This window comes from Mesorhizobium sp. M0189 (genome assembly GCF_040322135.1).
GTDB lineage: Bacteria > Pseudomonadota > Alphaproteobacteria > Rhizobiales > Rhizobiaceae > Mesorhizobium.
In genome coordinates this window covers 147,873-160,268 of the sequence record NZ_JAMYSW010000007.1, presented here as the reverse complement: position 1 = coordinate 160,268, position 12,396 = coordinate 147,873, and the positions used below count along the sequence as shown (strand labels likewise).

Genomic DNA, 12,396 nt, shown 5'->3' with positions numbered 1-12,396 from the left:
AAGATCAAGCGCGGTAGTCGGCGTCGCTGACATGTTCCAGCCAGTCCACGACCTTGCCGTCCTTGACCTCCTGGAGAGCAATGTGGGTCATGGCAATCTGAGCCGACGCGCCGTGCCAGTGCTTTTCGCCGGGCGCGAACCAGACGACGTCGCCGGCACGGATTTCCTCGACCGGGCCAGCCTCGCGCTGCACGCGGCCCAGGCCCGAGACGACGATCAGCGTCTGGCCGAGCGGATGCGTGTGCCAAGCGGTGCGGGCGCCGGGCTCGAAGGTCACCTGTGCGCCTTGAACCCGCCCGGCATCGAAGGGATTGAAGAGCGGATCGATCCGCACCGTTCCGGTGAACCAGTCAGGTGGTCCCTTGCCGGAAGGCCTCGTGCCAGCGCGAAGAATGTCCATGGTGATCTCCTTTGTGTCCTCAAGTGCGTTCGATGCGAAGCGGGAACTCGCCGCGAATGTGCAGGGCCTGCTCGCCCTCGTCGAAGCGGCCGAGCCTGATCAGCCCGGGATGGCGATAGTCGGCGTAGAACATGGCCAGGTTACCCCAGGACGTGAAATAGCAGAGGTCGTAGGGCTGCTCGTTGGCGAACGGACCACTTCCCTTCTCTGTCAGCTTGCGCGGCAGATAGGCGATCTTCTCGTTATGCGCGTAGTCCTCGATCTTGAGATCGAGCGGCAGCATGGAAAAGAAATCGCGCGCCGACGGATTGTCGTAGAGCGTGGCGGTCATGATGCGGCCGTTGAAAATCATCCTGATCTTCATGTTGGTTGACTCATGGCTGACTGGGGCTTCGCCTTCTTGGCTGGCGGCTGCTCGAGGCAGGGCCGCCACCGCGAGCGCGGCGCCGAGCAATGTCCGGCGGTTAAGCGGCGCACGCTCGATGATCATGGCAAAGATCTCCGGGCCATATGCGATGCGGCAAGGGCGGCGAGCGCCGATCCGCAGAGCAGCACTGCACCTAGAGTGAACGCTCCCCACCAGCCGACCGTATCGAAGAGCGTGCCGCCGATCGCGGCGCCGCCGGTGATGGCGAGCTGGATGACTGCCACCTGCAGCCCGCCGCCGGCCTCTGCGTCGTTCGGCAACGTCCGGCTGAGCCACGTGCCCCAGCCAACGGGCGCGGCCGTGCCGAAGAAGCCCCAGGCAACGAGCAGCAGCGCTGTGGGTACGGGGAGGGCACCAAGGGCGATGAGCGCAGCGGCCAAGGCCGCCATGACCAGCGGGATGACGATGAGGATGCTGAACAGACGCGTGGACAAAAGCCGGCCGACGCACCATGTGCCGAGCACCCCCGCCAGCCCCATCGCCAGCAGGATCGCCGAGAGAGCAGCGATGTCGAGCCGGGTGACGCCCTCGAGGAAGGGCCGCAGATAGGTGAAGAGCGCGAACTGGCCCATGAACAGCATCATGATCGACGCCATGCCGATGGCGACGGGAAGACGGCCGAGGAGCGCCAGTGGATTGCCTGAACGCTTCCCCCGGCGCGGGGGCAGCGCCGGCAGGCTTGTCCACTGCCAGGCCAGCGCCAGAAGCCCAAACGGCACGACGAGGAAGAAAGCGCCGCGCCAGCCGACATAGGCGCCAAGAAAACTGCCCAGCGGCGCGGCGATGGTGGCCGCAATGGCATTGCCGGCGTTCAGCATGGCGAGACCCTTCGGAACCATGTCTTGCGGCACGAGGCGCATGACGATCGCGGTCGACATCGACCAGAACCCGCCGATCGCGATGCCGAGCAGCGCCCGGCCGACCATGAGGAACGCGTAGTTCGGCGCGAAGGTGACAGCCAAACCGGACACGATGAGGAGGAGGGTGAAGCCGGTCACGACCAGTCGGCGGTCGATATGGCGCGTGAGGCCGGCGACCAGCAGGCTGGTCACGACGGCGAAAACGCCCGAAATCGAGATCGCCTGTCCCGCGCGGCCCTCGGTGATGCCGAGATCGGCCGCTAGCGGCGACAGCAGGCTGACCGGCATGAATTCCGACGCGATGAGCACGAAAACACACAGCGCCATCGCCAAAACCGCGCCCCATGCGGCGCGGTCACCGACAAGCCTTGTGTCGTACGTCGTTTCCATAATTGGCATCCTTGCAGGGCGACCGGGCGGATCAGCCGCCAACGCCGTCGCGATGCCAGAAGATATTGCAGAGGAACCCATTCTATTAGACTAAGTAATTCGCATGGACTTATCTGCTCATGATATAAATATCCGACGGGAGGTACCCTATGCAGCGCGATGGCATGAAGGATCTGCTATGGTTCGTGGCGGTCGCGCGGGAACGGAGCTTCACCAAGGCGGCGGCCAAGCTCGGAACCTCGCAGTCGACCCTGAGTTCGACAATCAAGGAGCTTGAAGCTCGTCTCGGCGTCCGCCTGCTGACACGTACGACGCGGAGCGTCGCACCGACCGAGGCCGGCGAGCGACTTTTCCAATCTCTTGTTCCCCGCTTCGAGGAAATCGAAGCGGACCTCGCAAGCCTGGTGGCCTTTCGCGACAAGCCCTCCGGAACGGTCCGTATCACGCTTTCCGACCATGCGCTCCAGACGACCGTCTGGCCGAAGCTGCAGCCCTTACTCAGCGACTATCCTGACGTGTGCGTCGAACTCTACAGCGACAACGGCATGAAGAACATTGTGGAGGAGCGCTTCGACGCAGGCGTGCGGCTTGGTGAGAGCATCGACAGGGATATGATCGCAGTGCGCATCGGGCCGGATTGGAGGCTCGTGGCCGTGGCTTCGCCGGAGTACTTTTCCCGCCATCCGGTTCCGACCGCACCGCAGGATCTGGTCGATCATGACTGCATTAATATGCGGCAGGCGACGTTCGGCGGATTATATGCCTGGGAATTCGCCAGGGATGGCCGCGACCTTCGTGTGCGCGTGGAAGGCCAGCTCACCTTCAATTCGTCCATTCCCATGATCGAGGCTGCGATAAGCGGTTTCGGGATCGCCTATGTCCCGGAAAACCTCGTCAGCCACCACATCGCCAAGGGATGCCTTAGGCTCGTGCTTGACGACTGGAGTCCGCCATTTGCGGGCTATCACCTCTACTACCCGAGCAGGCGACAGCTCTCGCCTGCGATGGCGGTGATCATTGAGGCGCTCCGCCATCGCATCTGACTCCCAAGACTGTGCCTATGAATCATGAAGCTGACATTGGTAAATGGTAGGTTCTGATCCAAGCCATTTGACTTCTACGCTGCGGGCGGCTGCTTTCGCCTCAAAGCAGACGTGTAGCTCGCTCGCCTCTATGTCTGTGATTGACACAGAAGCAGTCATCGAAAAGGAGCCAAACTCGCCGGCTGAACTGGCCAAGAATTCTCGTGGATAGCCAAGGTTTTTCTCGAGCCTAGGCCAAGTCTTGGTCGTCGATGGTAGGGACACGGTTGTCCAGTTATCCCCCGGCAAGACGCGGCAGCAGGAATATCTCCGCCCCTTCCGGCAGTTCCTTCGACCAGGTGTCGCGATAGATCGTCCCGTCGATGGCGACGGCGATGCCGCGATCGATGTAGGGCTCGAGGCCGGGATACTGTTCAGCCAGCTTCCTGAACAGCTCCCGAATATCCTTCGCCTCGATCTCGACCTTGCTCTTGCCTCCGGCGATCGCGCCGAGCGATCCCCAGAGCGTTACTTCAACCATCAGCCTTCCCGTTCCGCCTCGATCGCCGCCAGGATGCGCGGCGGCGACATCGGTATATGCGCCATGCGCACGCCGACCGCGTTCGAGACTGCATTGGCGATCGCCGCCAGCGGCGGCACGATCGAGGTCTCGCCGACGCCGCGCACCCCGTAGGGATGGTTAGGGTTGGGGATCTCGAGGATCTGTGTGTCGATCATCGGCAGGTCCGAGCAGACCGGGATGCGGTAGTCCAGGAAGCCAGGGTTCTGCAGCCGCCCGTCCTTGCCGTAGATGTACTCTTCGTTGAGCGCCCAGCCGATGCCTTGCGCGGCACCCCCCTGGTACTGCCCCTCGACGTAGGTCGGATGCACCGCCTTGCCGGCGTCCTGAACGACGGTGTAGCGCAGCACCCTGGTGAAGCCGGTCTCCGGATCCACCTCGATATCGCAGATATGGGTGGCGAAGGAGACGCCGGCGCCGTCGGCGACGAGCTCGCTGTGGCCGGCGATCGGTCCGCCCGTCTTTCCGGAAGCGGCCGCGATCTCCTTCAGCGACAGCGCAGCAAGGTTGCCGTACTTCTCGCCCCTAGCGATCGCGTGGCCCTTTTCCCAGACCACGTCGTCGACCGGGATGTCCCACGTCTGCGCGGCGCGATCCCGCAGGATCTTGATGGCGTTGCGAGCGGCGGAGATCGTCGCCATCGAAGACGAGAAGGTGCCGCGGCTGCCGTCCGTCATATCGTTGTAGCCGAGGCTGGAGGTATCGGCGACCACCGCCTTGACCTGCTCATAGGGGATACCGAGCTCCTCTGCCGCCACCAGCGAAAGCGAGGCGCGCGAGCCACCCACGTCAACGGTTCCGACGGCAAGCGAGACCGAACCGTCCATGCCGATGTTGAGGTCGGTGCAGGTCTGGCCACCGAAGTTGAACCAGAAGCCGCAGGCCATGCCGCGGCCCTGGTTCTTGCCGAGCGGCGCCTTCATGTGCGGATGGCTCTTCGCCGCCTCCAGCGTTGGGCCGATGCCGATCGGGCCGTATACCGGGCCGTAGGACGATCTGGTGCCTTCCTGCGCCGCGTTCCTGATCCGGAACTCGACCGGGTCCATGCCGATCTCCTTGGCCAGCTCGTCGACCGCGCTTTCCACCGCAAACGCCGCCATCGGTGCCGACGGCGCGCGATAGGCCGCCGTCTTGGGCCGGTTGACCAGCACTTCGTAGCCGACCGTCCTGACGTTCTCGAGCTTGTAGCAGGCAAAGGCGGTCATGGCGCCGATCTCAGCCCACATGCCGGCATAGGGGCCGCAGGAATAGCGCAGCGTGGCCTCGGCCGCCGTGATCGTGCCGTCCTTACGGGCGCCGATCCTGACGTCGATCGAGGTGGCGCTAGTCGGGCCGGAGGCGCGGAACACCTCGTCGCGCGTCATGACCAGCTTGACCGGCCGGCCGGCTTTGCGCGACAGCGCCAGCGCCACCGGCTCGGCCCAGACATGGGTCTTGCCGCCGAAACCACCGCCGATCTCCGACGAGGTGACGCGCAGCTTCGAGGCCTCCATGCCAAGCAGCTGGGCGCAGTGCTGGCGATAGACGAAATGCCCTTGCGTGCAGACCCAAAGATCGGCGGTGCCGTCGGAGCTGAAATTGGCGACGCAGGCATGCGGCTCGATATAACCCTGGTGCGTCTGCTCGGTCTTGAAGGAGCGTTCGACGACGAAATCGGCCTGGCCGAAACCTTCATGGATGTCGCCATGGCCGTACTGGGTGCGCTTGGTGACGTTGGAAGGCTTGACGGGCTTTTGCTCAAGGCCCTCGGTGAAGATGGCGTCGTTGAGCACGGGTGAGGAGTGCTTCATCGCCTCGTCGACGTCGGTGACATGCGGCAGCACCTCGTAGTCGACCTCGATCAGCTTCAGTGCCTGCCTCGCCGTGCGGGCATCGACTGCAGCGACCGCGGCCACAGCATGGCCGTCGTAGAGCGCTTTCTTGCGCGCCATGCAGTTGTCGAGGATGTCGTACATGGCGGCATCGCCGTCGGTGAGGTCGGGCAGGTCGGCCGCGGTGATCACCGCCTTGACGCCGGCGAGCTTCTCCGCCTTCGACGTGTCGATCTTCCTGATCGTGGCATGCGCATGGGGGCTTCTGAGAACGCGCCCGACCAGTTGCCCGGCCATGTTGAAGTCGGCGCCATAGCGTGCGCGGCCCGTCACCTTGTCGACGCCGTCGGGACGGATGGGGCGCGTGCCGACAGAGGTGAAATTGCGTCCGGAGTAACGTGGATCGAAATTCATCGTCATGCTCCCTTCATCACGCTCGCGGCGTCCTGAACGGCACGCACGATCTTGTCATAGCCGGTGCAGCGGCAGAGGTTCCCGGCGAGGCCGAAGCGGATCTCCTCCTCGGTCGGATCGGGGTTCTTGGCCAACAGGTCCTTGGCCGCTATGAGGAAGCCCGGCGTGCAGATGCCGCATTGAAGCGCGGCGTGTTCCAGGAATTTCTGCTGCAGCGGATGCAGCTTGTCGCCATGCGCCATGCCCTCGATGGTTTCGATGCGCCGCCCTTCAGCCTCCGCGCCGAGCACCAGGCACGAGCACACCAGCCGGTCGTCGAGGATGATGCTGCAGGCGCCGCAGTCGCCGGTGCCGCAGCCTTCCTTGGCGCCCGTCAGCCCCAGGCGATCGCGCAGGACATCGAGCAGCGTCTCGTCCGGCTGGCAAAGGTACTCGACATTGTCGCCATTGATTGTCGTTGATACTGCCACACCAGCCATCATTTGCCTCCTGCACGTGCATAGGCGGTCGTGGCGGCCCGCTTGGCCAGCACACCCGCAACTTTCCGTCTGAATTCGATAGTGCCTCGCTTGTCGTCGATCGGACGACAGGCCCCCGAGCAGACCTTGGCGAGCCTCTCCAGCGTGGCTTCGTCCAGCTTGGAGCCGATGAGAACCTCGGCGGCCTCCTCGACCAGAATCACCGTCGGCGCCACGGCGCCCAGCGCCAGGCGGGCGAATTTGACGCGACCTTGCTCATCGAGCATCAGGTTCACGCCGGCGCTTACCACCGCGATGTCCATCTCCGTGCGAGGAATGAAACGCAGATAGGCATCGCCCGAACGCGGCAGACGTTTGTCGAGCAGGATTGCCTCGATGATCTCGCCCTTGGCCAGCGACGTCTTGCCCGGCCCAGTCGGTACCGCTTCCACTGCAATCGTGCGCCTGGTTCCCGGGCCGACGACCACCGCCTTGGCGCCAGCGGCCACCAGCGCCGGCACGCTGTCGGCGGCCGGCGAGGCGTTGCACAGATTGCCGACGATGGTGCAGCGTCCCTGCACCTGCTTCGAGCCGATCAGGTTCGCAGCTTCGACGACGCCGGGCCATGCCTTCTTCAGGGCCTTGCTCTCGCCCAGCACTGCGCAGGGGACCGCCGCGCCGATGCTGAAGCCCTCGGCTGTTTCCCTGATCTCGCCAAGCCCGTCGATCGCCTTGATGTCGACGATCAGGTCGGGTTCGATAAAGCCGCCTTTCATTCTCACCAAGAGGTCGCTGCCTCCGGCAAGGATGGCGGCCGTGCCGGCTGAGCCGGCCAACAGGCCGGCGGCGTCTTCAATTGAAAGCGGACGTATGTAACGCATCGTCTCCCCTTAGTGGTCATAGTCACATCAACTGATATAAACCGTCTCTCCACAATGGCCATCCCATTCGTGCATTCGCGGATTGGGCCAGGCGCCGCAATTTTCATTTGCTCGACCAACTGGACGCGCCGCCGGCCATTAATGCTCGATCGGTCCCTTCGGCATCACCAGCGCCGTGCCGGCTGTCGTCGGCCGCTCGATCATACGGCGGACGCGGGGTGGCTCGTTGCCGCTGTGCAGGGCCCTTATGCGCTCGCCGATGACCGCGTCGGCGTAGGTGGCGCGCCTGTTGTGGCGGATATATTCGACCCAGGTTGGCGTGTGGTAGTGCTCGATCCATATCGAGGGATTTTCGAGATCGCGCGCCAATGTCCAGTTGCGGGCGCCGTCACGCCGGCGGATGCGGCCCCGTTCGGCCATGGTGGCGAGGAATTCCGGCACGTCCTCGTTGCGGATCACGTATTCGATCATGATGGCGATGGGACCACTGCGCGGCTTCAGATCAAGTGCCAGATGCGGCTCCTGGAAGCGGTTGAGCGGATCGAGGTTGAGCACGGCCTGCTGCGGCAGCGGCAGCAGCAGGCCGATGGCGCCTCCCGCCAGCATCGCGACGCTGGCCGCCATCAGGGCGACTTCGGCGCCATGGGCGTCGGCAACCACGCCCCAGACCCAGCTGCCGAGCGCGATACCGCCGAAGGTTGCGGTCTGGTAGACCGAAAGCACGCGGCCGACCACCCAGCGCGGCGTCGACATCTGCACGGTGACATTGAAGTGCGAAAGCGCTGTCACCCAGCAGGCGCCGCCGACCAGCAAGCCGAGTGACGTCTGCCAGGCATTCTCGCTGACGGCGGCATTGAAGGCGCAGAGCGCGAAACCGGCGAATGCCATGCGCACCATGGTTTCGCTGGACAGCAGTTGCCGCAGCCTGACGCTGGTCAGCGCGCCGCCGACGGCGCCGATGCCGAAGGCGCCGAGCATGATGCCGTAGCTCAAGGCGTCGCCCTTGACGACGTCGCGCGCGACCAGGGGAAGCAGTGCCAGGACCGCGCCGGCGCTGAAGCCGAAGGCCGAGCTCCTGACCAGCACCTTGCCGATATTGGGCGACATCGCGACGTAGCGCAGGCCAGCGCCCATCGCGGCGCCCAGCGTCTCGCGCGGCAAGGTCGATGCCGGCAGTTCCGGCCTCCAGCGGGCCAGCACGACGATGAGGCCGACATAGCTCAGCGTGTTGACGGCAAAGGCCGCGGCGGCGCCTGCGGCGGCAACGATGATGCCGCCGATCGCCGGGCCGACGCTGCGCGTCAGGTTGAAGCCCATCGAGTTGAGCGCGATCGCCGCCGGCACCTTGGGACGAGGCACCATGTCGCCGACCGAAGCCTGCCAGGACGGGCTGTTGAGCGCGGTGCCACTGTCGATCAGGAAGGTGAAGGCGAGCAGCGTCCACGGCGTCATCAGGTCGAGATAGGTGAAGACGGTGAGAAGAGCCGAGACGGCGAGCATGAAGATCTGCGCGATCAGCATGATTTTGCGCCGGTTGAAACTGTCGGCGATGGCGCCGGCCAGCAGCGCGAAGAGCATGATCGGCAAAGTGGTCGAGGCCTGGACCAATGCGACCTGGTAGGACGAGGTAGCGATCGTAGTCATCATCCAGGCGGCACCGACGCCCTGGATGAGGCCGCCGAAATTGGAGACGAGGCTGGCGGACCACACCGCCCGGAAGATGCCGTGCCGGAACGGCGCCAGCGCCGAGGCGCTTTCGCTTTCCGGTGTGTCGTCGTTCATCGATGCTTTCCCGGGCTCAAATGCGTTTGTTCTTGCGATGAATCGGCCCCTCAAGCCATGGATTCAAAAAATAGAACATCACAGCGCAAAGGGCGAACGCATTCTCGAGAAAGATCATGGTCCAACAACAAGATAGCGAGCGCGGAGCCCGTCCGCGCGCGCCATAGCGGGCTCACTGCATGCCGTCCCTGACGATCGCCGCCACTTCGATCAAGCCTTCGAAATTGTCGGTGCGGCCCTGGCGGATGTCTTCGGTTTCGCGCAGCAGCCACAAACCGATCGAGATGAGATTGGCGCGCAGCTCCGTGGGCAGGGCGCTGTCGCCAGAGCGGAGATCTTCGACGAAGGCGGTCCAGACGCGACTGGTGAAATGCAGGGCCTCGGCCGCTTCTAGCGAATCGCGGCCAGCCGCCATCGCCGCCAACAGCATGTGGATCGAACGGCTAAGAAGCTGCCGATGCCTGGCCCCGGCAGCGGTCTGCATTTCGGCTCGGGGGAATTGATACATCGTTGCTGCTCTACCGCTCCGTCGGCGTTGTCAGGTCAGGAAACTCAACAGATCGAGTTGCGAGATTTGATCCAGATGCTGGCATCGCCAGCGCCGAATACGCATCACTTCACCAGGGACACCACCACGCGACGCCGCGCACAAAATCGCACCTGTTGCAGGGAGCGCGAATCCGGCTCCGGAATGGTTCCGGAACATGAGGTTTTGGTGGTCGCCGCGCCCCCGAGGAACGGCTGATTCGGCTACAATCTAACCGTAGACGAATCCGACATCAAACGCGATTTGACTGAAACGAATTCCATCGGTCGGGTCGCTCCGACGGTACATTTTCGAAGCGCCCGTGTGCTTTGCGGCGGTCGGATCCAACTGCAAGTGTGCCGTATCGGCAATTCGTCGATTGCGATAGGCTCCTGTTGTCGGGACGGATGGGGCGTCTGTCTCGGTTTGGCGTAACGCCGGTTGCATGCCACTGCGCGACAGAGCGCGGATTCGTGAAACTGGCTTTGGGGAATTGGGGGAAACAATGGGCGATTCAATTCAGGAAATAACGTCCGTCTCGTGGTTCGGGCGGATCAAGCGCGCGGTCGGCGGGATCGTTTTCGGCTTGCTCTTGATCGTGCTGATGGTGATCGGCCTGTTCTGGAACGAGGGTCGCGCCGTGCAGACGGCGCGTTCGCTGGCCGAGGGATCGGGCGCGGTGATCTCGGTTGGCGCCGATAGCATCGATGCTGGCAATGACGGCAAGCTTGTCCATGTCACCGGGGCGGTGACGGCGAGCGGCGGCCTTACCGATCCGGACTTTGGCATTTCGGCGCAAGGATTGCGGCTGTCGCGCAGCACCGAGATGTACCAGTGGAAAGAAGAACAGAAATCCGAGACGACGAAGAAGCTTGGTGGCGGCGAGGAGACGGTGACAACCTACAGCTATTCGAAAGTGTGGGACGACAGCCAGATCAACTCGTCGGAGTTCAAGAAGCCGGACGCCCATGAGAATCCGCCGATGGAGATACACAGCAAGAGGTTCCAGATCCCGGACGGCAAGCTCGGTGCCTTCACGCTCGACCGGCCGGTGCTGGACCTGATCGGCGGCGACAAGGAATTTTCACTGTCACCGGACCAGTCGGCTACCATCGATGCCGCCTATACCGGCACCAAGCGGGTCAACATCGTCGACGGAAAGATCTATCTCGGCTTCAACACCACGTCGCCGGCGCTGGGCGACTATCGCATTGGCTACGAGCTGGCGCCGCTCGGCCTGGTCAGCGTCGTCGCGCGCCAGGCAGCGGGCGGGTTCGAACCCTACCAGACAAAGGCCGGCGACCAGTTGCTGATGGTCGACATCGGCAATGTGCTGGCGGAAAAGATGTTCGCCGACGCGGTCAGCCAGAACACGCTTATCACCTGGCTGCTGCGCGCCGCCGGCCTGCTGCTGTTGGCCATCGGCTTTGCCCTGCTGCTCAGCCCGATTGGCGTCGTCCTCGACATTATTCCTTTGCTCGGCAGCGTGGCGCGGATGGGCACCGGCATCATTGCCTTTTTCCTGGCGATCCTGGTCGGCACGACGACGATGGCGATCGCCTGGTTCTGGTACCGGCCGGTGCTGGCGGCAGGCATCCTGGCCGCCGGCGTCATCGCGGCGGCGGCGGTCTATTATCTTGGCCGCTCGCGCGGGCAGGCCGCACCGCTTGCCACGCCGAGCGCCGCTACATGATTGCAGGCACCGGCGGCACTTCTAGCGGTCCTCGAAGCCAGTCAGCACGCCGACGGCGTTGACGCCGATCTCCTCGACGGCGTAGCCGCCTTCCATGACGAACAGCGTCGGCAGGCCGAGCCTGGCGATGCGGCGGCCGATTCTGGGATAGTTTTCCGTTTTCAGCTTGAACTGGCTGATCGGGTCCTTCTCGAAAGTGTCGACGCCGAGTGAAACCACGACGACGTCAGGAGCATAAGCCGAAAGCCTCGTGCAGGCCTCCTCGAGTGAGGCGTTCCACACGTCCCAGCCGGTGCCGAAGGGCATCGGATAATTGTCGTTGAAGCCTTCGCCGTCGCCCTCGCCGCGTTCGTCGGCATGGCCGAGAAAGAACGGATATTCGGTCATCGGATCGCCATGCAGGTTCAGCACCTGCACGTCGCCGCGGCGATAGAATATCTCCTGGGTGCCGTTGCCGTGGTGATAGTCGATGTCGAGGATCGAAACGCGCCCGGCGCCATGGTCGCGAAACCTTTGCGCGACGACGGCGGCGTTGTTGATGAAGCAATAGCCGCCCATGAAGGCCGCCCCTGCATGGTGCCCCGGCGGGCGGCACAGCGCGAAGGCGGAAGGCTCACCGGCCTTGACCAGCGCGGCGGCTGTCAGCGCGACATCATAGGACGACTTGATAGCGTCCCATGTGCCTTTGACAAAAGTCGCGCCGCCGTCGAAGGAGTAGAAGCCGAGCAACGCATCGATGCCTTTCGGGCGCACGTCGCCGCGCAGGCCGCGCGTCGGCCAGGTGAAGGGAATGGCCGAACCGGTGCGGCCCGACGCTTCCCAGAGCGGCCACACGGTCGGCAGGAAATCGATGTAGTCGCTGGCATGAACCTTCTTGGCGGCGGCGAGGTCGTGACTTTCCGGTGACAGGATCGGACCGAGCTTTTCGCTCTCTACCCGCGCCCTGATGAACTCGGCGCGCGAGGGCTTTTCAAAAGCCGGCACGATGGCGCCGGCGATCAGTTCGACATTGCCGGAATGGCCGGCATGGAGAGGCGAAAAAACAGTCTTCATGAAATCTTTCCGTGGTGAGACGCGGCGACCCTAACCGTCCTGCATGGCCCTTCACAAGGCGCTGGGCCAACCAGCCATGGCTTGCTGGCACGGCAGCCG

Annotated in this window: 12 protein-coding genes; 2 read left to right on the top strand and 10 right to left on the bottom strand. The window is 63.8% G+C overall.

Annotated elements, in window-relative coordinates; translation table 11 throughout:
• Window positions 1-4: 4 nt before the first annotated feature.
• The 3 genes from NKJ09_RS15610 to NKJ09_RS15600 are packed head-to-tail and all read right to left on the bottom strand — an operon-like array spanning window position 5 to window position 2,077.
• The gene (locus NKJ09_RS15610) at window positions 5-400 is read right to left on the bottom strand and encodes a (R)-mandelonitrile lyase (protein ID WP_352481974.1); all 396 of its coding nucleotides are present in this window, start codon (window positions 398-400) and stop codon (window positions 5-7) included.
• A gap of 19 nt (window positions 401-419) precedes the next feature.
• On the bottom strand, window positions 420-890 hold the full coding sequence (locus NKJ09_RS15605) for a cyclophilin-like fold protein (RefSeq protein ID WP_023720225.1): 471 nt from the start codon (window positions 888-890) through the stop codon (window positions 420-422).
• Window positions 887-2,077 (bottom strand): MFS transporter, encoded by a 1,191-nt coding sequence (locus NKJ09_RS15600; RefSeq protein ID WP_352481976.1) that lies wholly within the window; start codon window positions 2,075-2,077, stop codon window positions 887-889. Before NKJ09_RS15600 ends, NKJ09_RS15605 begins: the two co-directional genes overlap by 4 nt.
• A gap of 149 nt (window positions 2,078-2,226) precedes the next feature.
• Here NKJ09_RS15600 and NKJ09_RS15595 point away from each other — a divergent pair, with 149 nt between their 5' ends.
• Window positions 2,227-3,120 (top strand): LysR family transcriptional regulator, encoded by an 894-nt coding sequence (locus NKJ09_RS15595; protein WP_023720226.1) that lies wholly within the window; start codon window positions 2,227-2,229, stop codon window positions 3,118-3,120.
• Between the two features lie 274 nt (window positions 3,121-3,394).
• On the opposite strand, the gene NKJ09_RS15590 is transcribed toward NKJ09_RS15595, so the two are convergent.
• From NKJ09_RS15590 to flaF, 6 genes are all read right to left on the bottom strand, one after another.
• Complete coding sequence (locus tag NKJ09_RS15590; protein ID WP_023675441.1) at window positions 3,395-3,640, bottom strand: MoaD/ThiS family protein; 246 nt, start codon at window positions 3,638-3,640, stop codon at window positions 3,395-3,397.
• Entirely contained in the window at window positions 3,640-5,904 is a 2,265-nt protein-coding gene (locus tag NKJ09_RS15585) for a xanthine dehydrogenase family protein molybdopterin-binding subunit (RefSeq protein WP_352494729.1), read from the bottom strand. Before NKJ09_RS15585 ends, NKJ09_RS15590 begins: the two co-directional genes overlap by 1 nt.
• Before the next feature lie 2 nt (window positions 5,905-5,906).
• On the bottom strand, window positions 5,907-6,383 hold the full coding sequence (locus NKJ09_RS15580) for a (2Fe-2S)-binding protein (protein ID WP_352494730.1): 477 nt from the start codon (window positions 6,381-6,383) through the stop codon (window positions 5,907-5,909).
• Complete coding sequence (locus tag NKJ09_RS15575) at window positions 6,383-7,243, bottom strand: FAD binding domain-containing protein (protein WP_352494731.1); 861 nt, start codon at window positions 7,241-7,243, stop codon at window positions 6,383-6,385. Before NKJ09_RS15575 ends, NKJ09_RS15580 begins: the two co-directional genes overlap by 1 nt.
• 138 nt (window positions 7,244-7,381) lie before the next feature.
• Window positions 7,382-9,025: an MFS transporter gene (locus NKJ09_RS15570; protein ID WP_023720230.1), complete on the bottom strand. Its 1,644-nt coding sequence runs from the start codon at window positions 9,023-9,025 to the stop codon at window positions 7,382-7,384.
• A gap of 172 nt (window positions 9,026-9,197) precedes the next feature.
• Window positions 9,198-9,533, bottom strand: coding sequence for a flagellar biosynthesis regulator FlaF (gene flaF, locus NKJ09_RS15565; protein WP_352481979.1), 336 nt, complete (start codon window positions 9,531-9,533; stop codon window positions 9,198-9,200).
• A 523-nt stretch (window positions 9,534-10,056) separates the two neighbouring features.
• Here flaF and NKJ09_RS15560 point away from each other — a divergent pair.
• A complete protein-coding gene (locus tag NKJ09_RS15560; protein ID WP_352763002.1) occupies window positions 10,057-11,244 on the top strand; it encodes a TMEM43 family protein in 1,188 nt (395 codons plus the stop codon).
• Between the two features lie 21 nt (window positions 11,245-11,265).
• On the opposite strand, the gene NKJ09_RS15555 is transcribed toward NKJ09_RS15560, so the two are convergent.
• A complete protein-coding gene (locus NKJ09_RS15555; protein ID WP_352481981.1) occupies window positions 11,266-12,297 on the bottom strand; it encodes a histone deacetylase family protein in 1,032 nt (343 codons plus the stop codon).
• Window positions 12,298-12,396 lie beyond the last annotated feature (99 nt).